Annotated in this window: 17 protein-coding genes and 1 pseudogene; 14 read left to right on the plus strand and 4 right to left on the minus strand. The window is 41.2% G+C overall.

From position 1 onward, the window contains the following. Positions 1-38: 38 nt before the first annotated feature. A complete protein-coding gene (locus tag KAN5_RS03975) occupies positions 39-1,664 on the minus strand; it encodes an alpha-glucosidase family protein (RefSeq protein WP_244390541.1) in 1,626 nt (541 codons plus the stop codon). Positions 1,665-2,360: 696 nt separating this feature from the next. Here KAN5_RS03975 and KAN5_RS03980 point away from each other — a divergent pair. The 6 genes from KAN5_RS03980 (at position 2,361) to KAN5_RS04005 (ending at position 14,521) form a co-directional block, all read left to right on the plus strand. Beyond that, complete coding sequence (locus tag KAN5_RS03980; RefSeq protein WP_244390542.1) at positions 2,361-5,150, plus strand: TonB-dependent receptor; 2,790 nt, start codon at positions 2,361-2,363, stop codon at positions 5,148-5,150. Between the two features lie 96 nt (positions 5,151-5,246). Next, positions 5,247-6,743 carry a tryptophan halogenase family protein gene (locus KAN5_RS03985; protein WP_244390543.1) on the plus strand — a complete coding sequence of 499 codons (1,497 nt, stop codon included), beginning with the start codon at positions 5,247-5,249 and terminating at the stop codon, positions 6,741-6,743. Between the two features lies 1 nt (position 6,744). Continuing rightward, complete coding sequence (locus KAN5_RS03990; RefSeq protein WP_244390544.1) at positions 6,745-8,601, plus strand: glycoside hydrolase family 13 protein; 1,857 nt, start codon at positions 6,745-6,747, stop codon at positions 8,599-8,601. A 116-nt stretch (positions 8,602-8,717) separates the two neighbouring features. Continuing rightward, positions 8,718-10,613, plus strand: coding sequence for an alpha-amylase family protein (locus tag KAN5_RS03995; RefSeq protein ID WP_244390545.1), 1,896 nt, complete (start codon positions 8,718-8,720; stop codon positions 10,611-10,613). Further along, positions 10,603-12,093 carry an MFS transporter gene (locus KAN5_RS04000; protein WP_244390546.1) on the plus strand — a complete coding sequence of 497 codons (1,491 nt, stop codon included), beginning with the start codon at positions 10,603-10,605 and terminating at the stop codon, positions 12,091-12,093. The genes KAN5_RS03995 and KAN5_RS04000 overlap by 11 nt, the downstream gene beginning before the upstream one ends. Positions 12,094-12,115: 22 nt before the next feature. Then, positions 12,116-14,521 carry a glycoside hydrolase family 15 protein gene (locus tag KAN5_RS04005; RefSeq protein ID WP_244390547.1) on the plus strand — a complete coding sequence of 802 codons (2,406 nt, stop codon included), beginning with the start codon at positions 12,116-12,118 and terminating at the stop codon, positions 14,519-14,521. 123 nt (positions 14,522-14,644) lie between these two features. On the opposite strand, the pseudogene KAN5_RS04010 reads toward KAN5_RS04005, so the two are convergent. Continuing rightward, positions 14,645-14,977 (minus strand): annotated as a pseudogene (locus KAN5_RS04010) (site-specific integrase); the annotation flags it as partial. A 546-nt stretch (positions 14,978-15,523) separates the two neighbouring features. Here KAN5_RS04010 and KAN5_RS04015 point away from each other — a divergent pair. Together KAN5_RS04015 and KAN5_RS04020 are read left to right on the plus strand one after the other, a co-directional pair. Then, positions 15,524-15,946, plus strand: a complete 423-nt coding sequence (locus KAN5_RS04015; RefSeq protein ID WP_244390548.1) for a hypothetical protein — start codon at positions 15,524-15,526, stop codon at positions 15,944-15,946. A gap of 221 nt (positions 15,947-16,167) precedes the next feature. Next, complete coding sequence (locus tag KAN5_RS04020) at positions 16,168-16,890, plus strand: transposase (protein WP_244390549.1); 723 nt, start codon at positions 16,168-16,170, stop codon at positions 16,888-16,890. A 28-nt stretch (positions 16,891-16,918) separates the two neighbouring features. Here the strand turns inward: KAN5_RS04020 and istB are convergent, their stop codons facing one another. Both istB and istA read right to left on the minus strand, forming a co-directional pair. Further along, the gene (istB, locus tag KAN5_RS04025; protein WP_016710687.1) at positions 16,919-17,674 is read right to left on the minus strand and encodes an IS21-like element helper ATPase IstB; all 756 of its coding nucleotides are present in this window, start codon (positions 17,672-17,674) and stop codon (positions 16,919-16,921) included. An 11-nt stretch (positions 17,675-17,685) separates the two neighbouring features. Continuing rightward, positions 17,686-19,236, minus strand: a complete 1,551-nt coding sequence (istA, locus tag KAN5_RS04030; protein WP_029216306.1) for an IS21 family transposase — start codon at positions 19,234-19,236, stop codon at positions 17,686-17,688. A 212-nt stretch (positions 19,237-19,448) separates the two neighbouring features. Here istA and KAN5_RS04035 point away from each other — a divergent pair, with 212 nt between their 5' ends. The 6 genes from KAN5_RS04035 to KAN5_RS17530 all read left to right on the plus strand — a co-directional run bounded on the left by KAN5_RS04035 (position 19,449) and on the right by KAN5_RS17530 (position 24,791). Beyond that, positions 19,449-20,327 carry a transposase gene (locus KAN5_RS04035; RefSeq protein WP_244390550.1) on the plus strand — a complete coding sequence of 293 codons (879 nt, stop codon included), beginning with the start codon at positions 19,449-19,451 and terminating at the stop codon, positions 20,325-20,327. Positions 20,328-20,565: 238 nt separating this feature from the next. Further along, positions 20,566-21,456 carry a hypothetical protein gene (locus KAN5_RS04040; RefSeq protein WP_244390551.1) on the plus strand — a complete coding sequence of 297 codons (891 nt, stop codon included), beginning with the start codon at positions 20,566-20,568 and terminating at the stop codon, positions 21,454-21,456. Positions 21,457-21,562: 106 nt separating this feature from the next. Beyond that, positions 21,563-22,531: a hypothetical protein gene (locus KAN5_RS04045; protein WP_244390552.1), complete on the plus strand. Its 969-nt coding sequence runs from the start codon at positions 21,563-21,565 to the stop codon at positions 22,529-22,531. Between the two features lie 16 nt (positions 22,532-22,547). Further along, positions 22,548-23,027 (plus strand): Imm26 family immunity protein, encoded by a 480-nt coding sequence (locus KAN5_RS04050; protein WP_244390553.1) that lies wholly within the window; start codon positions 22,548-22,550, stop codon positions 23,025-23,027. 223 nt (positions 23,028-23,250) lie between these two features. After that, positions 23,251-24,576, plus strand: a complete 1,326-nt coding sequence (locus KAN5_RS04055) for a transposase (RefSeq protein ID WP_279612631.1) — start codon at positions 23,251-23,253, stop codon at positions 24,574-24,576. A 14-nt stretch (positions 24,577-24,590) separates the two neighbouring features. Continuing rightward, the gene (locus KAN5_RS17530; RefSeq protein WP_279612632.1) at positions 24,591-24,791 is read left to right on the plus strand and encodes a transposase; all 201 of its coding nucleotides are present in this window, start codon (positions 24,591-24,593) and stop codon (positions 24,789-24,791) included. Positions 24,792-24,962 lie beyond the last annotated feature (171 nt).

Raw genomic sequence — 24,962 nt, forward strand, 5'->3', positions numbered from 1 at the left:
GTTTTTTATATTATGAGTTTATTGTGATCGGGATGTAATCAACTTATCGTAGCGTAAAAACAACCAAAACCAGGCAGGGTAAGCGTGTGATTATCAATAGCACCATTATGATGTTGCAGTTCAACATGAGGCACAACATTCGTGTGCTCAATGTTTAGGCTTGCAGGTTCTTGCGCTAAGTTAAATACACATAAGATAGTTTGTCCTGCAAAATGACGGTAAAAAGCAAGTATCGGCTCTTTAGTGTCAATAAACTCAATATCGCCTTCAAGTAATACTGCTTGCTCTTTACGCCATGCCATAAAGTGGCGAAAGGCATTTAAGATTGAATCACGATCGTTTTCTTGTTCATTAACGGCTTGATGTTTGTGGTTTTGATCAACGGGTAACCATGGTTTGACCGTAGAGAAACCGGCTTGCTCGCAGTCGTTGTTATGCCAAGGCATTGGTGTACGACAACCATCACGGCCTTTAAAGTTTGGCCAAAAAGTAATGCCGTAAGGGTCTTGTAAGTCTTCAAATGCCACACTTGCTTCGCCTAAACCTAACTCTTCACCTTGGTACATACAAACACTGCCACGTAGTGAAGCTAATAGTGCGCTAAGCATCTTACATTGCGCTGGATTAATACTGCTATCGCTGCTCCAGCGGCTCGCAACACGTTCCACATCATGATTACTGAAGGCCCAACACGGCCAGCCTTCAGTCATACGTTGTTCTAAAGTTTTAACTGTTGTACGAATGTATTCACTACTGTAGTCATTGGTTAGTAATTCAAAACTATAACCCATGTGCAGCTTATCACCACCTGAAGTGTACTCGGCCATGGTGGCCAATGAATCTTCTGATGATATTTCACCTAACGACACAGTGCCTGGGTACTTATTGAGTAAAGCACGAATGTCCTGCATAAAGCTGATGTTTTCAGGTTGCGTGTTATTGTAGTGATGATATTGAAACGCGTATGGGTTATCTTCACTAAACCCTCTGCCTTGGCGTTTTTCAGGTGGCTTTGCAGGGTTGTCACGAAGCTGTGCATCGTGATAGCAAAAGTTAATTGCATCAAGTCTAAAGCCATCTACACCTTTTTTCAGCCAAAACTCTACGTTATCCAGCACTGCTTTGCGAACATCCGGGTTATGGAAGTTTAGATCGGGCTGCTCAGTTAAAAAGTTATGTAGATAGTACTGACCACGGCGCGGTTCCCACTGCCAAGCAGGGCCACCAAAAATACTTAGCCAATTGTTTGGTTGTGTGCCATCTGGCTTTGAGTCTGCCCATACATACCAATCAGATTTATCATTGGTTTTATCTTCACGACTGTCTAAAAACCATTGATGTTGATCCGATGTGTGGCTTAATACTTGGTCAATAATGATTTTAATATCACGTTGATGTGCTTGTGCGATCAATTCATCGAAATCGTTAAGATCGCCAAATAGTGGATCAATGTCACGATAATCACTAATGTCATAGCCGAAATCTTTCATTGGGGATTTAAAAAATGGTGAGATCCAAATCGCATCAACACCGAGACTTTTAATATAGTCAATGCGAGAGATGATCCCTTTTAAATCACCAATTCCATCGCCATTGGTATCTTGAAAACTGCGCGGGTAAACTTGGTATATAACCGCACCTTTATACCATTGCTGCTGAGCCATGCTTTTCTCCATCGTGACAGTGCTGCTTCACTATATTAATCATAGTGATTACGTCAATCTTAGATGTGGCTACTACTTCGCCACGTTATTTTTTAAAAAGCATACGTGAAGGCTACAAGACTGTAAAAAGCCTGCATACGTATGCATGACAAATAGATTTTGAAAGCGATAGTGACAGCACTGAAAATTTGGCTTTAACAACTCAATATGGCTTACTTATTAAACCTTACCAATTGGAGCTTGAGTAAAGTTAACAATTTCAAACGTTCATTTTGGTGTGATTTTAAAAGGGTTTGCGAGTTATTGGTGTATTTCAATAATGGTCTTACCAATTTCACTACTGAAAAGTCTTGTGATTTTTACTGGGCAATATTAGCAAGCTTGTTTGAAATTAAGTGTTTACAGGTAGAGAGAGTGAGAATACACAGGGTTTGGTTGGCGAAATTAATTTAGTGATCTGTTGCACTACAACTGTTGTTACTTATCCTTATAAAAACAAGGTGTTGCCATTAATTTTGTAAAGTTTTTGTTAAATGGATTGTTTTTGCACTAATCTGAATACGTATGCATAAAGTTGTTAATAAAATAAAGCGGGCGTTAATATTCACCCTGACAACAAAATCACCTAACGAGTAACTGCATCTATCACACGCTGTTGTCTCGTTGGTATAACAATATGGGTAATGGGGAAACATCATGTCTATGTTCAAACCAAGTATATTAACAATTGCACTTGCAACAGCAGGTATTAGCAGTTTTGCTTCGCACGCACAAGAAGAACCAACAGCAAACAATGACGTTGAAGTCATCGAAGTGAAAGGCTTTCGTGGCAGCGTAGTAGAGTCAATCAATACAAAACGTTTTTCATCGGAAGTGGTTGAATCTATCTCAGCAGAAGATATAGGTAAACTTCCAGATACATCTATTGCTGAATCAATTGCTCGCTTACCAGGTTTAACTGCACAACGTCTTGATGGCCGTGCTAGCCGCGTAAGCATTCGTGGTTTTAGTGAAAACGAAAGTGCAACGACCTTTAATGGCCGTGAGCAAGTATCGATTGGCGATAACCGTGGTGTTGAGTTCGACCTTTACCCATCTGAAATTATGAGCGGTGTTACTGTATACAAAACACCAAGCGCCAGCCTAGACGCTGAAGGTATTGCGGGTGTTATTGATATGCAAACCGTAAAACCGTTAAGTAAAGGTGAGCGCGTCATCATGTTTAATGGTCAATTAGAGCAGTCAGGTTTTGATAAACTAAACCCTGATGCCGATGACCAAGGTTTCCGTGGCACAGTTTCATACATAGACCAGTTTGCAGATGACACAATTGGTGTTGCATTTGCTTACAACACCATGAGTTCACCTAACCAAGAAAAACGTTGGAACTCTTGGGGATACCCTGAATTTGATGTAGATGGACAAAATTATTCAATCTTAGGTGGTGCAAAACCATTCGTGCGTTCATCAACCCTTGAGCGTGATTCAGCAATGCTAGTAGTTGAAGCTGCACCTACAGATCGGTTAAGTATGACGTTTGATGCACTATATGTGGATTTTTCAGATGAAAAAATCCTACGCGGTATCGAAATTCCATTTGCTTGGGGGCAAGGTTCTATTTCTGCTGACTCAACCACTGTTGACCCTGCAACAGGATTTATTACTAGTGCAGTGACAGAAGGTCAACGCGTAGTAGTCCGTAACGATGTTGAAGAGCGTGATGCTGAATTAACGCAGTTTGGTTTTAATACTAAATATGACATTGATGATTCATGGTCTGTAGAGTTTGATGCCAGTTTGTCTGAGGTTGAGCGTAAGGACTGGAGTTTACAAAGTTATTCTGGTACAGGCCGCGGAGATGCAAATGGCGTCGCTGACAATATTGGTTATTCACTTGATGGTGGTAACACTGGCGCCCAATTTAGCCACGAGCTTGATTATAGTGATTATAACTTGATTCAGTTAGGCGGCCCTTTGTCTTGGGGAACCAGTGCCGCGCTTAATGATAAATACGGTTTGTCAGGCACTCCTTATGAGAATACAGCCCAAGATGGCTTTATCAATGCCCCTGAGGTTAATGATGAGCTACATACTTTAAAGCTAGCGGCAAGTAAGCTATTAGAAAACGATTACTTAAGCAAAGTTAGTTTTGGTATGTCATATCGCGACCGTAAGAAGAGCAAAAAGTCTGAAGGATACTACTTAACATTAAGCGATTTCTCATTAGATAACCCAGGTACGCTTGTTGTTCCAGAGCAATACCGTCTAGGCACTGCTAGTTTAGACTTTATCGGCATGGGGGATATGATCGCCTATGATACCCGTGCCTTAGTTAACGATGGATATTTTGACTCAATCCAAGAAAGTTTAACTGATATAAAACACACGACGCAATCATACACAGTGCAAGAAAAAGTCACTGCGTTTTTTGTACAAGCCGATATTAATGCTGAAGTAGGTCAACTACCGCTTACAGGTAATTTGGGTGTTCGTTATGTAAGAACTGAGCAATCTTCGCAAGGTTTTGCGGCTGTGCCGAATGACGCGACTGGTCTAGTTGAAGCCGTTCCTAATAATGTATCACATGATTATAGTCATGTTTTACCTAGTATTAATTTATCTTTGGCGTTAGATGACGATCAAACAATTCGTTTTGGTGCTGCTAAAACTATCTCACGGGCCCGCTTAGATGAAATGAATGCGTCTGTAAATGCGAGCTACAATTCAGAGCGTCCTGATGAGAATGGTAACTACTGGTCAGTATCTGGCGGTAACCCTATGCTTGAACCAAAAGAAGCGACTGGTTTTGATTTTACTTATGAAAATTACTTCAGTGCAGAAGGTTACTTCTCAGCGGCTGTATTTTATAAAGACTTAAGTCAATGGATATTTGATGGTGTATACGAAGTTGATATGTCAGGGGTTGCTGATCCTTCAACGGGTGAGATACCAGAAAATAGCACTGGTACAGCGTCAGGTAAAGTGAATGGCGGTGGTGGAGACCTTTGGGGTTATGAATTGTCTCTAGCTTTACCGTTTAACGTTTTTAGCGATTCATTAGAAGGTTTTGGTTTAATTGCCAGCCATACTGGGATTGAACAAGATGTTGAAGATCAAAATGGTAACGAATACGAATTACCTGGTCTGTCAGATAAAATAGAAAGCTTAACTTTTTATTATGAAAACTATGGCTTCCAAGCACGTACTAGCATGCGTAAACGCAGCGACTTTAAAGGTGATATTTACAACGCAGGTTATGAAACACAGCAAGTGAATATTTTAGGTGAAACAATTTGGGACGTGCAAGTTGGCTATGATTTTGGTGAGGCTGGCGTTGAGAGCTTAGATGGCTTAAATGTAACATTCCAAGTACAAAATATCACTGAAGAACCATTTACAACACTAAGTGGTGATAATGCCTTGCAAGTTCGTGATTACCAAGATTATGGACGTAACTTTATCCTTGGTTTCAGCTATAAGCTTTAACTGAAATTTAGTTAAGGTATTTAGCCCTTGTGATTTGTTTTACAAGGGCTTTTTTATATCGACTACACTTATGTAAACGCAAGTGGAGCAGGTGCTATGCAAAAGCAACAAATAAAAGACGTGGTAATAGCGGGTGGTGGCACCGCTGGGTGGATCACCGCAGCGCTACTTAATAAAGTGCTCGGTAAGGTTGTTAACATTACCCTTGTTGAGTCAGAGCAAATAGGCACTGTAGGCGTAGGCGAAGCGAGTATTCCGCCGATCCTTCACCTTAATGCGGCACTGGGTATACCAGAGAACGAGTTTATAAAAGCAACCCAAGCCACTATTAAATTGGGGATTGAATTTGAAAACTGGCGAGCACCACAACACAGCTACATGCATGCTTTTGGCGATATTGGCAAAGACTTTCCGTTTTGTGAATTCTACCATTTTTGGTTAAGAGCAAAGCAGCAAGGGACGGCTGCTGATTTTTGGGATTTTTCCCTCAATTACCAAGCTGCCAAACAGCATAAGTTTGCTCACTTAACGCATATACCCAACACACAGCTTACAGGCTTAAACTACGCCTACCATTTTGATGCAACCCTGTACGGTGAGTTTTTAAAAGAGCTGACAATTTCGCGCGGCGTTAAACGTATTGAAGGTAAAATAGCCAACGTAAAACAATGTGAAGAGAGCGGTTTTGTTCGCGCCTTAGCGCTTGATGATGGGCAGTCAATATCAGGTGACCTATTTATTGATTGTACGGGGCTGCGAGCATTGTTGATTGAGCAAACCCTTAATACAGATTTTGAAGATTGGTCGCACTGGTTAGCCTGTGATAGCGCAATTGCAGTACAAACTCAAAGTTCGAATGATCCCGTTCCTTACACACGCTCGATTGCGCATGATGCAGGTTGGCAATGGCAAATACCACTTCAGCACCGGGTTGGTAATGGCTTGGTGTTTTCAAGCCGCCATATGACGGATGAACAGGCTAAACAACAGTTATTAGATAATCTACCCGGCGAGCCTATCACTGAGCCGCGGGTTATTCGTTTTAAAACGGGACGCCGTCGCAAACAGTGGCATAAAAATGTGGTTTCTGTGGGTTTATCAAGTGGCTTTTTAGAACCATTAGAATCAACCAGTATTCATTTAATACAAACGGCAGCTATTCGTCTAATTAAACTTTTCCCGCATGACGGAATTGATGAAACCTTGATTGATACCTTCAATCAACAAAGCCAAACTGAAATTGAGCGCATACGAGATTTTATCATTTTGCATTACAAATTAACCGAACGCACAGATAGTGCATTTTGGCGTCAATGTAAGCAAATGAGTATTCCAGACACACTGCAAAAGAAAATCGATTTATTTAAAGCCACTGGCAAAATTATACGCCAAGATGACGAGCTGTTTGCTGAAGTTGCGTGGCAACAAGTCATGATAGGACAAGGGCTTGAAGCCGACGATTTTCATCCCTTAGCCAATGCCCTCAACGATGAACAATTAGCCGAGCTATTCACAAATTTAAAAACGTTAATTGACGGGACAGTAAACCAATTGCCAACCCACAATGAATTTTTGCAGAGGATGAAGCAATAATATGAAAAAACTCATTCACACACTTTTAGCAGGCTCGTTATTAACGACTTGTTTAGCCACAACTTCAGCAGTCAATGCAATGACTGTATCACCACAAAACTGGTGGGCGGGAATGCAAAACAGCTCATTGCAAATCATGCTGCATGAAACTGAAATTGCTAAACAACAATGGTATCTGGAATCATACCCAGGCGTTGAGCTAAAAAGTATTACCAAGACCGATAACGCAAATTACGCATTTATAAATCTTGAGATTAGCCCAAATGCCAAGCCGGGTAAGTTACTGTTTAAAAATAGAGCGGGAGATCAGTTTGAATACCCACTATTAACACGTGATAAGCAAAGCGCTGAGCGCCAAGGTTTTGATAGTGGCGATACCATTTACCTCATTAATCCTGACCGTTTTGCCAATGGCGACAGCAGTAACGATACGGTTCAAGGTATGGCAGAGGCTGCAAGCCCAAGTGAACGAGGTGGGCGTCATGGTGGTGATATTCAAGGTATTATCAATGCGCTGCCATACCTAGATGAATTAGGTGTGACGCAGTTATGGTTAACTCCACCGCTTGAAAACAACATGGCAAGTTATTCGTATCATGGTTATGCCATTACAGACTTTTACAACATAGATCCACGTATGGGCTCGAACGAGCTTTACCGCGAGTTATCAGCAAAAGCGAAACAACACGGCATCGGCTTAGTGATGGATTTAGTACTGAATCACTTTGGCTCAGAGCACGAGTGGATGAAAGATAAACCCACTACCGACTGGATAAACTTTAATGGCGATTTTGCTGATGGTAAACATGCAACTAGTCATGCGCGGCAAACAATTCAAGACCCCCATGCCAGTGAGTTTGATAAGCGCCAGTTTAGTGATGGCTGGTTTGTATCAACCATGCCAGATCTAAATCAGCGCCAGCCTTTATTAGCTACTTACCTTATTCAAAATGCCATTTGGTGGATTGAATACGCTGATTTAAGCGGTATTCGCGTTGATACTTATTCATATTCAGACAAAGCGTTTTTAGCTGATTGGACCAAGGCGATTATGGCTGAGTACCCGAACTTTAATATTGTGGGAGAAGAGTGGACCTCAAACCCAGCAATTGCCTCGTATTGGCAAGCTGGAAAAATAAATAACGATGGCTATACGTCAAGCCTGCCAAGTGTAATGGATTTTTCTTTGCAAGAGTCGCTTATTCAAGCACTTAATGAAGACGAAAGCTGGAATACCGGTTGGGTCAAAGTATATGAATCGCTCGCCAATGATTTTTTATACCCAAACCCAGATAACTTACTCGTGTTTGCCGATAACCACGATATGAGCCGCGTTTATACTGAGCTTAAACAAGACTTAGCAAAAACCAAAATGGCGATGACCATGCTGCTTACCACGCGGGGTATTGCACAAATGTATTATGGTACTGAGGTACTACTAGATAACACCGGCAGTAGCGATCATGGTGATATACGTATTGATTTTCCCGGTGGCTTTGCAGGACAAAAAACAAACGCGTTTACAGGCCAAGGCTTAAATAGCGATCAAGTTGATATGCAGCAAACCATAACCACACTGCTTAACTTTAGAAAAAATAGCCCAGCGATTGCAAAAGGAAAGCTGACACACTTTAGCCCAAAACAGGGAGTGTATAGCTACGCCCGTATTAGCGAACAACAAACTGTGTTGGTATTTTTAAATAAAAATACCACAGCTAAAACCTGGTCGTTAGATTATATGCGTGAAGTACTAGGGAACCATAAAAGTGCGACCGCCTTATTCAACAAGCAAAAGGTGAAACTAACCAAACCGCTCACCTTACCTGCGGTGAGCGCCCTAGTATTAGTTATTGAATAACGTGAATACGTATGCAAATACTGTCAGTCAGCGGCAGTTCACATTAGTATCATAGCTATAATAAAAATGACGGTTTAATTACATATTGTTAAACCGTCTGGATAAGTAAGAAGATTATGACAACAAACAAAACCACAATTAGCTCACTTAAGTATGGTTCGTTGCTTTTGGCCAGCAGTGTACTGTTAACTGCTTGCTCAAAGCAGCCTGAGCCTGAAGCAAACGAGCAACAAGTTGCAAAGCAGCAATTTAGCGAACATTCAAAGCCAGTTGTATACCAAGTGTTTACCCGTCTGTTTGGTAATACCCAAACAGCCAATGTGCCATGGGGCACAAAAGAGCAAAATGGTGTGGGCACATTTAGTGACTTTAATGATGCTGCATTATCAGGCATTAAAGAGCTTGGCACGACTCACATTTGGTATACCGGCGTTTTACACCACGCATTGGTGGGTGATTATAGCCAATATGGAATTAGCCAAGATGATCCTGATGTTGTAAAAGGGCGTGCAGGCTCACCTTATGCGATTAAAGACTATTACGATGTAAACCCAGATTTAGCAATTAATCCTGAACGTCGATTAGAAGAGTTTTCAGCGTTAATAGAGCGCACCCATCAACATGGTATGAAAGTGGTTATTGATATCGTGCCAAATCATGTTGCACGTCATTATAAGTCAACCGCAAAACCTGCTGGCGTAAAAGATTTTGGTGAACAAGATGACACCAGCGTAGAGTATGCTCGCGATAATAACTTTTATTATGTAACAGGGCAGTCGTTTCAAGTGCCAACTAGCGAAGGCTATCAAGTACTTGGTGGTAACGCGCATCCATTAGCCGATAACTTATTTGATGAAACACCCGCTAAGTGGACGGGGAACGGCGCACGTGCTGCTAAACCAGATATAAACGATTGGTACGAAACAGTTAAAGTTAACTATGGGGTAAAACCAGACGGCAGTTATGACTTTCCCACTTTACCAAGCGATTATGCCACTAAGGATTTACGCGCTCATTTTGAGTTTTGGCAAGATAAAGACTTACCTAACAGCTGGTACAAATTTAGAGATATTGCACTGTACTGGCTCGATAAAGGCGTAGATGGCTTTCGCTATGATATGGCTGAAATGGTGCCCGTGGAGTTTTGGAGCTTTTTAAACTCGTCGATTAAAATGCACAACCCAGATGCATTTTTATTGGCCGAAGTATACAACCCCACTTTATACCGCCCTTATATTCATCAAGGGAAGATGGATTACCTCTACGACAAAGTAGGCTTTTACGACACGCTTAAAGGCGTTATGCAAGGCAAGCAAGCTGCAAACAGCATTTTTGCACCCCAGCAAGCCGTTGCAGACATTGAACAACACATGTTGCACTTTTTAGAAAATCATGACGAGCAACGTATCGCAAGCCCTGACTTTGCCGGCAGTGCTGACAAAGGTAAACCAGCGCTGGTGGTATCAAACCTTATTAGCCGCGCTCCGACACTGTTGTACTTTGGCCAAGATGTAGGTGAAGACGGCTCTGAAGATGCAGGTTTTGGTCAACCGACTCGCACCAGTATATTTGATTACATTGGCGTGCCAGCGCATCAAGCGTGGATGAATAATGGCAAATTTGACGGTGGTGCGTTAACTGCTGAGCAAAGCCAACTGCGTGAATATTACAAATCAGTGATGGCACTAAGTAAGCACCCAGCGATTGTAGCCGGTGACATGCAACCACTTACGGTTACAAGGAGTGATCACGTTGCTGCGTTTAGCCGCAGTATTGGCAAGCAACAATTATGGGTTGTGAGTAACTTTTCGAGCGTACAAAGAATCGTCACCATTGAAATTCCAATAACTACCTTAGTTGATAATAAGCGTGGCGAGTTTAAGTTACTGGATTTACTGGAAGCAAACCAAACAGCAGTAATCACTATTACCGAACAACATGCACAGATCAGCTTAACTTTAAATGCGCTTAGCAGTGCAGTATTAACCACTGGAGCACATAATGAGAGATAACAAACCCGATTTAAGCTTTTGGCAAATATGGAATATGTGCTTTGGCTTTCTAGGTATTCAATTTGGCTTTGCATTGCAAAACGGTAACGTGAGCCGGATATTTCAAACATTGGGTGCAAACGTTGATGACATTCCTATTTTATGGGTGGCGGCACCGCTAACAGGCTTAATTGTGCAACCGATCATAGGGTATTGGAGCGATAAAACCTGGGGCAAACTAGGGCGTCGCCGCCCGTTCTTTTTATACGGCGCTATTTTAACGACCTTATCGCTGTTTATTATGCCCAACTCTCCTACATTATGGATAGCGGCAGGCATGCTGTGGATCATGGATGCCTCTATCAACGTAACCATGGAACCATTTCGTGCTTTAGTGGGCGATAACCTGCCGAAAAAACAGCGAGCAACGGGCTATGCCATGCAAAGCTTTTTTATTGGGGTAGGCGCGGTTGTGGCCTCAGCATTACCGTGGATGATGACCAATTGGTTTGATATTGCTAATACCGCACCACAGGGGCAAATTCCAGATTCAGTGAAGTATTCATTTTACTTTGGCGGAGTCATTTTATTAATTGCGGTTGGCTGGACGATTCTAACCACTAAAGAATATTCACCGGAGCAACTGGCTAAATTTAACGAGCAAGACAGCGCTGATGAACCACAAAGCATAACCAATACAGTTAACTTTACGAAAGGCGGTATTATTTTTACTGTACTCGGTTTAGCTGTGCTTGGGCTTGTAACAGGGCTAAAGCTTGAAAAAGAGCTTTACCTACTTGCTGGTGGCTTAGTGAGTTTTGGGGTTATTCAATTTATTGCGGGTGTACTTAAAGCAAAGCAAGCAACAACGGGCGGCTTTTACCAAGTCGTTAACGATGTATTCACTATGCCAGAGGCGATGAAACAACTCGCATGGGTGCAGTTCTTTAGTTGGTTTGCACTGTTTGCAATGTGGATTTACACCACCTCAGCGGTGACCAGTTTTCATTACGGTAGCAGCGATACCAGCTCTGCGGCGTACAACAACGGCGCTGATTGGGTCGGTATTTTGTTTGCTGCTTACAACGGTTTTGCTGCAATTGCCGCGTTATGTATCCCGATCATCGTAAAGCGTGTGGGTTTAAAGCTCGCGCATGCCATCAACTTAATATTAGGTGCGCTAGGGTTAGTTAGCTTTATAGTGATCAAAGATCCAACATTACTTATTTGGCCAATGATAGGCGTTGGTTTTGCGTGGGCGTCTATTTTATCACTGCCGTACGCCATGTTAAGTACCTCAGTACCGAGCCACAAAATGGGCGTATATATGGGGATTTTTAACTTCTTTATCGTGATCCCGCAATTACTTGCAGCCAGCGTACTTGGCCTCATTTTACGTCACTTTTTTGAGAATCAACCTATTTATGCATTAGTGCTAGGCGCTGTGTCATTTGTATTGGCGGCTGTTGCTGTACTGCGTGTTAAACACACCAATCACTAAGAGAAAGAATTAAGGGTAAAAAATGAAAAAATACAACATCATCACCACAAGTTTACTTATGCTGGGCTTAACAGCTTGCAGCACTGAACAAGCAAGAACGGATACACACGTCACTTCGCAATTATCAGCACCGGGTGCGCCTGGCGCAGAGCCATTTTGGGCATACTCAGGTAAAACCGGTATTGGCACATCATTTGAGCAATACCAAAACGGCGCATACAGCGATAATGCAGCAACAGGCACAGTATCCAAAGTATGGTTTTCGATTGCTAAAGGCATGATCACCGAAACCATGTTTGGGCTTATTCACCAAGCGCAAATTAAAGACATGCAGTTTGTGGTTGTCGGTAAAGACTTTACCGTCACAGAAACCGACGACCTTGATGTTACGATTGATTATTTATACAAAGATGCGCAAGGTCGCCCGTTATCACTGGCTTACAAAGTAACCAGCACAGACAAACAAGGCCGCTTTAGTTTAGAAAAACACATATTTACCGACCCAGACGGGCAAACTTTATTTGTTCGCAGTATTTTTAATACCAAGCTTGATGGCGTAAAAGCCTATGTAAGTGTTAACCCATATATTGATAACAACGGCCTGGATGACTTTGCCAAAACCACTGAGCAAGGTTTAGTGGCTTGGCAGGGCGATAGTTACTTATCACTACAAGGCGCAAAACCGTTTAAACAAACCAGTGTTGGTTTTACAGGCAAAAGCGATGGCTTAAATGAGCTTAAAACCTCACGACAACTAAACAATGTATATACCAATACCGGTGAGCAGTCAGGTAATGTGAGCTTACTCGCCGAGCTGGGTGAGATTGGCAAAAACAGCCAATTTGATTTAACCCTAAGTTTTGGTAACAACGAGCAAGCAAGCTTTAAAGAAGGCCAAGCAAGTTTAGCTCGTGGCTATGAAAATGTACTTGATAACTACAACGGCAAAGGTGAGGCATTAGGCTGGCAAGACTACTTACAAAACCTTGCGCCGCTTAATACCATGACTGCGCAAACAGCTGATAACGGCAAACTACTTTACACCAGTGCCATGGTGTTAAAAGCGCAAGAAGATAAAACCCATGCAGGCGCGCTTATAGCGTCGTTATCAAATCCTTGGGGCGAAACGGTATCAGCAAAAACGGGTTCAACTGGCTATAAAGCGGTATGGGTGCGTGACTTTTACCAAGTAGCCATGGCGTTCATGGCAATGGGAGATACCGCCACGGCTAAAACCGCATTCGAATACCTTGAAAAAGTACAAGTAAACGCCAAAACACCGGGTAACAATGGCGATACTGGCTGGTTTTTACAAAAAACGCACGTTGACGGTGAGCTAGAGTGGGTTGGTGTGCAGCTTGACCAAACAGCCATGCCTATTATGCTTGCATGGAAACTGCACCAAGCAGATGTATTAACAGATGCAGAGCTAACTGATTGGTACGGCCGTATGTTAAAACCCGCTGCTGACTTTTTAGTTGACGGTGGCCGTGCAAAAATCTTGTGGAACGACATGCAAATCACGCCGCCAGCCACACAACAAGAGCGCTGGGAAGAGCAAGAAGGTTATTCACCTTCAACAACCGCTGCTGTTGTCGCTGGCCTTATTACTGCTGCTGATATTGCAAAACTTGCAGGTGATGACCAAAACGCTAAACGCTATCTTGAAACCGCTAAAAAATACAATAGCGACATTGAAAGCATGATGTTCACCACCGCAGGCAATTTAGAATCAAGCAATTCAGACGGTGAGTATTTTATTCGTATCGGCCAAGATAAATACGCCAATTCAAACACTAAAATTAATGCCAATAATGGTCGCGAAGGCTTTAATAAAAAGCAAATTTTAGACGGTGGCTTTTTAGAGTTAGTACGCTACGGTGTGCGCGATGCACTTGCTCCAAGCATTGTAAAAACCTTACCTGAGTATGACGATGAAACCTTAGCCGATAACTTACAAGTTAAGTACAGCTATCAGTTTAGCGATGGCAGCGGCTCATTCCCAGGCTACCGCCGTTATGGTAACGACGGTTACGGCGAAGATGAAGTAACTGGCACAAACTACGCCGAAGGCGGGCAAAACACCCCAGGCCAACGCGGCCGTGTTTGGCCGTTTTTCACAGGTGAGCGCGGCCATTATGAAATAGCCGCAGCTAATGCCACGCAATCGTTAAACGCAGACAAGCAACAATCTATTAAAAACACTTATGTGAAAGGATTAGAGCAGTTTGCTAACGAAGGCATGATGCTACCTGAGCAAGTATGGGATGGCGTAGGCAATAACAAAGCAGGCTATCAATTAGGCGAGGGCACTAACTCCGCCACACCACTTGCGTGGACACATGCAGAATACGTTAAACTGGTACGCTCTTTAAGCGATAAACACGTATGGGATCACTACCCAGTGGTTGAAAAAGCACTAAAGTAAGTTTGTTTAATCAGTAATACTTAGCGCTCAAAAGCCACGGTTTATAGCCGTGGTTTTTTTATGGAAATTTAAAATATCAATGCGTTATCAAGTCATGTAGCAGCGATTTTATATCGCGTATTGAACTTCTGTTTGTGTCAGCACAACGGGTAATTTTCTTTGGCGTTCACTTTTTACAAAGTTTAATGATAATGAGAGGGGACACTTAATTATTTCTTTATATAAGAAACTTAGCGCATTCAATGCCTGTGCTTGTGTGCCTTGCGCTACATTTTGCGAGTTTACTAGATGGTTTAAATACAATTCTACTTGAGTGTCTCCCATAGAGCTTGGGTGCTGCATATTATTAAAACGGATATAGGCAGCTATCCAAAACAGGTAAGCTTCAATAGTACTCTTTGCATACCGCTTGCTATACATATGATCTTTAATCATGCTTAGAAAAAGAGATTTCATAAATAATTTTCAACTTTCCAAGTGGTACTGTGTGTATAGACAGTAATTTGTATTTTGTCCAATAACATTATTAAAAGTCGTTTTGGTGTATTTTAGCAGCGATAATTTTATAACATACGTAATTGTCTGTTTACATTGGAGTTGTTTAGTGGAATTATTAAGCCATGTAATATACGCCGTTTTGGGGTGTCATAACCCCCCAAAGTGACGTTCTATAAGCTGTTATATGCTCTTAGTAATTTTTTTAGAGCAAAAGAATTTACGGTGTGTTTTTCGCTAAACTCGGTTGGGTGTTTGCATTAATAAGCGTTGCCTTTTATACCTTTTTCAAAGGTGGCAACACTATTAATTTGTTCTGGCTGTGGTGTGTAGCTCAAAAATTCACGGTCAGGTTTTTATATAACAGGTGACTTAATTACGTGCAGTGTTTGGTGTAACTAGCGCTGCATATAACAAGTTACTTAATCGGACACGTACAGTTTGCTCGCGCTTCGCGCAGTATAGCAAACGTGTCCTTAGCCGCTTAGTAAAGCGTTAGGTGTTTCTGTGATCTCTGAGTATTTTGATGATTTGGATGTAAAGAAAGAGTTTTCTCAGGAGTTCATTTCCTTATGGAGTGGCTGGCTAGGTCGAGATGAGTGTTACAAACTAGATGAAGTATCAGAAGCTGAATGGGAAAGGTTTAATCAATTAGTTAGGTTACTACATTCAGAATATGAAATGTACGCTGTTAATTTAGAAAACGAGACCATTAATAAACTTGAAGACCTAGATAAATATTTGCCCACTTACGCAGAAGATATGGATAGAGGGCAAATGAACTTCACGACTATTATTATTCCTTCTTTAAATGCAGTTTTAGCTGAAACTTGGGATTACACATATATCCTTTATCATAAAAATAATGGTACAGTTGAATCGCTTAAACCTCTAATAAAAAAGAGTAATTTGTATAGTTTTAGTGACTAAACACCTAACAAGTTAATTAAACAGTGGACGTAAAACAGCAGGCTTGCGCTCATTCTTCGCTTAGTTTAGCCTGCTATTTTCCGCCGTTTATTAAGGCGTTGAGGCTGTAGAATTACCCTTTTTAGCAGCGCACTCTACTATTTCTAATTGATTGCTTTTTAACCTTGAATCTACCTATTCGCTGTGATCTAATAGGTATTATTCACCCACGGTAAATTGTTATGGCCAACTACAAGCCTGACTTATCCTGCCAAAATAAATTCATTCCCATCAATTTCGCTGAGCAAATATTGCCAGGTACATTTGAATATGCCCTTTGTTATATTGTCGAAAATAAACTCGATTTGTCGGGTTTTGACGCGTGGTATAACAACGACAAAACAGGTGCTGCTGCGTATCCGCCTTCAGTGATGCTAAAAATTATTTTACTCGGCTATGCACATGGTTTGATCAGCAGTCGTCGAATTGCGAAGGCGTGTGAGAATAATATTTTGTTTATGAGTGTGTCGGGGGATATTCAGCCGCATTACACATCAATAGCAAGTTTCGTGGCCAAAATGCATGAACAGATTGAACCACTATTTACGCAAGTATTGATGATATGCGATGAAGAAGGTTTGATAGGCTGCAATATGTTTGCCATTGATGGCTGTAAGTTAAAGTCGAATGCGAGCAAAGAATGGAGCGGGACATTCGATGAGCTAGGCCGCAAAAAAGCCAAGTTAGAACGCGCAAGCAAACGTATTATTGAGCGTCACCAATCACAAGATGGGCTGGGCGAGGAGTTCATTGAACAGGACTTAAAGCAAAAAGAGAAACTAGATAAAAGTGCAGCTAAAATAACTGAATTCTTAGCGACCCACGAAGAAAAAACAGGCAGTAAAGGCAAGCCTGCGTATTCTCATGACTTTGATCACCGATTCTCATCAGCTTTGATCACCTGATTTATCATTTTGTAGAGCCATTTTTAAATTAGCTTAACTGATCATCATCAGTCAATTTATTTAGTTGTTTTCGTATCGATTCTCCTTTTAAGTTCAACTTAATCGAACCATGAATTAGCCTATCTAAAATGGCGTCAGCGTGAGTTGATTCTCCTATCATCTCATGCCAGTTTTCCTGCGGGAGCTGGCTTATAATTATGTGTGATTTATATCCATACCGCGCATCGATTAATTCGAGTAAGTCACCTCGTTGTTGCGCACTCAGTGGTTCAAGACCCCAGTCGTCTAAAATCAGTAGATCATACTTTATTAGCTTCGCCAGTAATTTCCGGTAACTGCCATCTGCTTGTGCTAGAAACAGGCTTTCAAGTAGTTCTTTCAATCGAATATAGTAAACACTTTTTCCTTGCAAACAGTGTTCATGCCCTAATGCACATGCGAGGTAGGTTTTTCCACAGCCTGTTGCGCCAGTGATTAAGATATTTTGGTGTAAGTTCAGCCAGCTATTTTGGCTTAAGTTACGTATCTGTGCTTTTTCTATATTGCGTGTCGGCGAGTAAATCAGTTGATTTAACTGAGCCGGTAAGCGGAATTTAGCGTGGCGTACGAGTCGGTCGATTTTTCTTTGCTCACGCGAGTCAATTTCATGTGTTAGCAATAAACTGATGCGCTCTATAAAGCTTTGTTCTTGATATAGATTTGGCTGTTCAAGCTGCTGCTTGAGTGCTTGCTTTATACCCGATAACTTGAGTAGTTGAAGTTGCTGGTTAATGGTATCTATCATGTTTTCATTCCTTAATGGTAATAATCTGTACCACGTATGTTGCTGTGTGTAATTGGCTTTTCTGGCTCTGTTTGCTGTGTGGGTAACGGTTGTTGATCCAACCCTTTCTTCAGCATCTGCTTTATTGATTTGAGTGTGGTCGTATTCATCACGATTGCGCGATAACACGCTTGCTCAAGCCGCTCTTTTGAATAGATTTTAGCTAAACTCAACACCCCTAAACAGGCGCGATAAGCATGCTCGGGGTGACGCCGTCCACTGAGCTGTAACTCAATAACTTGGTGGGTATACTCCCCGATACTTAATGCCCATGAGCGTAAATTTATCGGTGACTGCTCATGCTGTTTTTGATGCGCCAGAGGCATATGATGAGACTGTGTTGTATGCCCACCTAAACGGTGTGAGCGCGGATGCTGTGCGATTAAGGTATCGTCATGATAAAGCTGTACTAGCTGATTGGTTATATGTGCGCGTAATTGTTTCTTAACCCATTGATACGGCACACTGTAATAATGTTTTTCTATTTCAACATGATAATCAATGTGTACTCGCACCGTTTTAATTTGTGTATAGTGATAGGGCTTTTCTGGCAATGGCTTTAATGCGCTTTTATCCACCCTATCAAATAGCTGTTTACGTGACTGTTGATATTGCTTCATAACCTTATTGTTCATTACATCAAGTAGCTTTGCTATTTCTTGATTTAGGTGCGCTAAGCTGTAGAAGGTTTGGTTACGCAGACGTGCCATGATCCAACGCTCAACAATTTGTACACCGACTTCAGCCTTCGATTTATCTTTGGGTTTATAAGGTCTAGCAGGTATGACAGCGACGTTAAAATACTCAGCTAATTGATGATACGTGGGGTTTAAATCTGGCTCGTAGCGACAGGGTTTACTGACAGCACTTCTGAGATTATCGGGAATAACAAGCGCTGGTACACCGCCTAAAAACGCAAAGCAACGGGCATGACTCATCACCCAATCTTCAAGTTGTTGGCTATACGTTGCTTCAGCATAGGTATAATTTGATGCGCCGAGTACGGCAACAAACACTTGAGCAGTCCGTGTCTTCTGCGTTGTAGGGCATGTGATGGTCAATGTGGGGCCACAATAATCCACAAACAGCTTTTCACCACCTTTATGATGTTGACGCATCGATAACCGTTGTTTTCCCAACCATTCCCGGTAGGCGCGGCAGAAGTGGCTGTAGCTGTAATAAGGCTCACCGATTTTCTCAAGTAATTCATCGAATACTAACTGCAACGTTAAATGTTTATGCTGCTTTAAATCCCTGTTGATAGCGAGCCAATCAGGTGTTGGGTATCTTTTTTGACGGGTTGAGAAGTCCCTGATTTTTGTATTAAGAAAAGCACCGTGTTGCTTATCTTCAGGTAACGGCCATTGGTTTAAGCCTAACTCATTGGCTTTTTTAACGTAATTAGCGACGGTACCAGGGGAGATATTTAAGCTTCTGGCAATCTCTCGATGGGATAATTTAGCTGAATATTTCAGCCGTAAAATAGCCTGTAATTTACTCATAGATATAGGTCTTGTTGACATGATTGTTATCCTCATCAAACGATTTAGATAACGGTTTAACATACCTACAAAAATGATAAAACGTGAACTCGGTAACGAGTGGCATTAAGCTTTGATCGGCAAAATTATTAAGAACACAAAAGTGATCATTATCAAGTAATTTTCGTGATCAAAGCTTAATGAGAATAAGCGATCAAAGTTAATGCCATTGGGTGATCAAAGCTAGGGAGAATATGCACAAGCCTGTTAAAAGTAATATCACCGACCCCGATAGCGCGAAAATGACCACCTCAAAAGGCACAATCCAAGGCTACAATGGCATTGCGATAAATGACGACAAGCACCAAATTATATTGCAAGCACAAGCGTGGGGCTCAGTGGGTGAACAGCAAACACTACAGCCAGCCGTTGAGCAATTAAAACGACAACTTGATAAATTAAACACCGATAAAATCACAGACGAACACACAATTAAGTTCACTGCAGACAGTGGGTTTAACAGCGAAGCGAATCTAGAATTCATGGCGCAAAGTGGCTTTGATACCTACATTGCTGATAACCAATTTAGAAAACGAAATCCGTTATTTAAAGACAGCGAAACCTACGGAACAGAGCAAGAAAAGCGCCGATTAAAACGCAGTAAAGGCAAGCCACGCTTATTTACCTCGGAGGACTTTCATTATGATGAAGCAGCCCAAACCTGCCGCTGTCCCGCAGGCAATGAGATGTGGCGAAGTGGTATCAATGTAAAAAGCCACAACCAGCTATACACGCGATTCTGCGGTTACTTAAAAGATTGCAAAGTATGCCCACTACAACAGCAATGCATGCGAAATCCACCTATAAAAACAGGACGGCAAGTACAGTTTAAAAATGATGAATCACGTAAAAAACTCAGCTATATCGACAAAATGAAGGTCAAAATAGACAGCCCAATGGGACGACGGCAGTACAGCAAAAGACTCGGGTGTATAGAGCCGGTGTTCGGGAATATTACAGTCAATAAAGGCATGAATAAACTGACCTTGCGCGGACAAACGAAAGTGAATGCCCAATGGCAACTGTATTGCTTAGTTCATAATATAGAAAAGCTGCAAAACAGGCTACATTAAAAAAGGGGAGCCTTTTTAAGCCGAAATATAGCGACTCAAGCACCTGTCATACCTTCCAAAACGCCAATTAAAGCAACAGCAAACCCTCTTTTTATATTTTACGTAAAATCGAAGTAACTAATTGAATCAAAATGGGAACTCGGCTATGGTTAATGCATCAATAAAAATAAATTAAAACGAGTTATTCTACAGGCTCGTTAAGAGGCTAAGACGTCTTGTATAAACTGGAAGTTTTAATATGCAAAATAAAATAGGGGCGGTTAAAAATCCTTTGTCTGTAATAGCTATTTTTGCTGGGATTGCAGAAATTAGCGGCACGATTGTGCTCCCACATATAGATCCAAATAACCAAGAACTTTTTATCTGGTTTCTTATGTTGTTTCCTTCAACTCTAGTTGTACTTTTTTTCATTACATTAAACTGGAACTACAAAGTACTTTATGCTCCTTCTGATTTTAAGGACGAAGAGCATTTCGTTAATATGCAAAAAGCAACAACATCTGAAATATTCATGAAAATGTCTGATGAACTAACTAGTGAAGATGAAGCTGAAGAAACATCAAGTAATAATGAAAGTGATAAGAACGTACTTAACCTAGACGAGGCTAGAAACGTTATTTCTGACTCCGAAATCAGGTTAAGTATGGGAAAAATAAGCACCAAGGAAGAAAGGAAACAGCACAGCGAAATAATGAGAAGTATAAATCGACAGCGAATGCGAGAAGGACGCTTACTTGAAGATATACTAATGAATAAACTTCAGTCTGAGCTTGGCCTTAATATTGAAAGAGATATGAAGATTCAAGGCGATAACTATAGATTTATGTTTGATGGCGTTGCGCGCAATGGCGGTAATATGACGGTTATTGAAGTAAAACGGATGAATAGAAATACTTTCAACCGTTCAGGACAAGTTGCTCTTGTAGATCGCTTTAGAGGTTTTTACCAAACATTAAACGATGCAGAGAAAAAGGAGTTTTCGCTTATTTTTGCAGTTGCTACTGATGATGAACCTGAAAAAATGAGGTCTTATTTAGAGCACCTTCTTTCACCATTGGAGTTCAAATATTTCATTAAAGTATACCAAGTGGATGAGTTGGCTTCAGGTAGCGAGCAAGTCGCCTCTTAACAAGTCAATCAAAAGGACGCAAAACGCTTGGCTTGCGCTCCTTCGTCGCTAATTTTAGCTAAGCATTTATGCGCCCATTATTGAGGCGTTAGCCTCCTGGATATTTATGAGCATTCCCTTAGTCTACATTGATCAAAATATTATTGGCCTCCAGTTGTTAGGACATATAAATCTTAGCAAAAGAGATGACATGAAATGGGTTTATTCGAAGGAACATTTTGCGGAAATCAAGCGAGCTGATGACCCAGAAAAATATTTAGATGTGCTAAATGAGATTGGTGCAATAATGTTGGATCTTGTACTTGATGAAAGCTTGAAAATTACCGGTGAAGCAAGATTGATCGAAGACCTTACTCCATTTGAGAATTATCAGAACTATATTAAAGCAATAGACGACGTAGAATTCGATGAAACCATATTTGATCCATTTCAAGTGTGGGTTAACGGCGGTGGAGATGAGGGTTCCTTAAAAGAACTTTCAGATAATTTAGCGGACCAAGTTTTACAACTAACATCTGATTTACCATATGACACAACAGAAATGACTAACAAAATCAGCTCCATCAAACCAGAATTTGATTCGATGGTTGACGATATGATTTCGAACGGAAATGACATTAAAAAGACTAGAGCTGCATTTGGTGATGAAAAAGGCACTATTGGTGGAGTCTCAGGAGAACATCAGATTGCCCAAATTTGGGAGATAATATCGCCAACAATGGAAGGATCAGGTATGAGCTGCGATCAGTTTTTTGGATTTGATCCTATTGATAAGCAAGGTTATAAGTCGTGGCCTATCTATCTTGGTATAGTTGGATGCAATGCAATTATGGATATTTTGGGGTTCCAAGCGGAAAAGAAGTGCCGAAAAATTAGTAAAATCCACAATGTGAGAAGTGATGCTGGTCATATTGGAATGGGGGCATATTGCTCTGCAATCTTGTCTGAGGATAAGAGACTAGTGAAAAGAGCAAAAGCCATCTATGAATACAAAAACATAGGTACTTCATCGATATTGATAGAGAAAAAGGCTAACAAGTCAATCCAGCCGACCGCTAACGCGTCGGCTGATTGAAGCGTTAGGTGACTAAATGGCATTACCTCAAACCAACATGGAAGTGCAAAAGCCTTATCGAAAAAAGCTAAAAATTGGTGATATATTTAGGCTCAAATATTCTGGTTGTACGTATATATTTGGTCAGATCGTTTCACTAACTGCAAGTTCAGGTGGCTTTGAAAACTGCATAAAAGTTAACGTATTCGACTTCGTAACTAATGCGCCTGAAAGAATAAACGAAGAGGATTTTAATGAGTTGATGTTTGCACCTTTATTCATTAATCGCCTAGGCTTCTCGCGCGGGTATATGCCAATTGTTGCCAACAAACCTCTAATCAAGCTGTCTACAAAGTATTGCTATTTTGATGTACCTTTTAAAAAGTACCTTGATCCAAATGGTGATGAAATTCCAAATCCTATAGGATTAATTGGAACGTGGGGTTTAAGCAACTACCTAGTACTTGATGGTCTAGTCAGTGAAAAGCTGGGGATTGCTTCCATAGAAGATATTTAAACGTCACCTAACAAACTGTTTAAAATGGACGCCTTACTGCTTGGCTGGCGCTCATTCTTCGCTAAGTTTAGCCAAGCTTAATCCGCCCATTAACAGGGCGTTGAGGCTGTAGGATTACTCTTTTTAGGAACTTACTCTCTCAACCTTAATTGTTTGTTTTTTAACCTTGAATCCACTGGTTCACTGTGATCTAATAGATATTATTCACCCACGGTAAACTGTTATGGCCAACTACAAGCCAGACTTATCCTGCCAAAACAAATTCATTCCTATCAATTTCGCTGAGCAAATTTTGCCGGGAACATTTGAATATGCCCTTTGTTATATTGTCGAAAATAAACTCGACTTATCGGGCTTTGACGCGTGGTATAACAACGACAAAACAGGCGCTGCGGCGTATCCGCCCACGGTGATGTTAAAAATTATTTTACTTGGCTATGCTCATGGATTAATTAGTAGCCGCCGAATAGCCAAGGCCTGTGAGAACAATATTTTGTTCATGAGTGTGTCGGGCGATATTCAACCTCATTACACATCAATAGCGGGATTCGTGGCTAAAATGCACGAGCAGATTGAACCGATGTTCACTCAAGTGCTGATGATATGTGATGAAGAAGGTTTGATAGGCCGTAACATGTTTGCCATTGATGATGGTTGCAAATTAAAGTCCAACGCAAGTAAAGAGTGGAGCGGTACTTTCGATGAACTTAGCCGTAAAAAAGCAAAGCTAGAACGCGCAAGCAAACGTATTATTGAACGTCATAAATCACAAGATGGACTGGGCGAAGAGTTGATAGCTCAGGATTTAAAACAAAAAGAAAAGCTGGATAAAAGTGCCGACAAAATAACAGAGTACTTAGCGACACATCAAGAAAAAACAGGCAGTAAAGGTAAGCCAGTAAAAAGTAATATTACCGACCCCGATAGTGCGAAAATGACCACCTCAAAAGGCACAATCCAAGGCTACAATGGCATTGCGATAAATGACGACAAGCACCAAATTATACTGCAAGCACAGGCATGGGGCTCAGTGGGTGAGCAACAAACCTTACAGCCAGCGGTTAAGCAATTAAAACAGCAGCTCGATAAACTCCAAACTGAAAAACAAACAGACAAACACGCCATTAAATTTACAGCGGACAGTGGGTTTAACAGCGAAGCAAACCTAGAATACATGGCGAAAAGTGGCTTTGATACTTATATTGCGGATAACCAATTTAGAAAACGAAACCCGCTGTTTAACCAGAGCGAAACCTATGAAACAGAGCAAGAAAAACGCCGATTAAAACGCAGTAAAGGCAAGCCACGCTTATTTACCTCGGAGGACTTTCATTATGATGAAGCAGCCCAAACCTGCCACTGCCCCGCAGGCAATGCCATGTGGCGAAGCGGGGTTAATGTAAACAGTCATAATCAAAAGTACACGCGATTCTGCGGTTATTTAAAAGATTGCAAAGTATGCCCACTGCAACAGCAATGTATGCGAAAGCCACCAATAAAAACTGGGCGGCAAGTGCAGTTTAAAAATGATGAATCGCGTAAAAGCTAAGCTACATTGACAAAATGAAGGTCAAAATAGATAGTCCAATAGGGCGACGGCAGTACAGTAAAAGACTTGGCTGTATAGAACCGGTGTTCGGGAATATTACCGTCAATAAGGGCATGAATAAACTGACCTTACGGGGTCAAACGAAAGTGAATGCGCAATGGCAACTGTATTGCCTTGTTCATAACATAGAAAAGCTGCAAAACAGGCTGCATTAAAAAGGTAAGCTACTACCTCTCCAAATAAGCCACTTAAACACCTGTTATACCTTCCAAAACACAATTAAAGCAACAGCAAATCCTCTATTTATATTTGACGTAAGATCGAAGTAACCGATTGAATCAAAATAGGAATTCGGCTATGGTTAATACATCAATAAAAATAAATTA

This window comes from Pseudoalteromonas sp. KAN5, from assembly GCF_022846535.1.
In the GTDB taxonomy this organism is placed as follows: domain Bacteria; phylum Pseudomonadota; class Gammaproteobacteria; order Enterobacterales; family Alteromonadaceae; genus Pseudoalteromonas; species Pseudoalteromonas haloplanktis.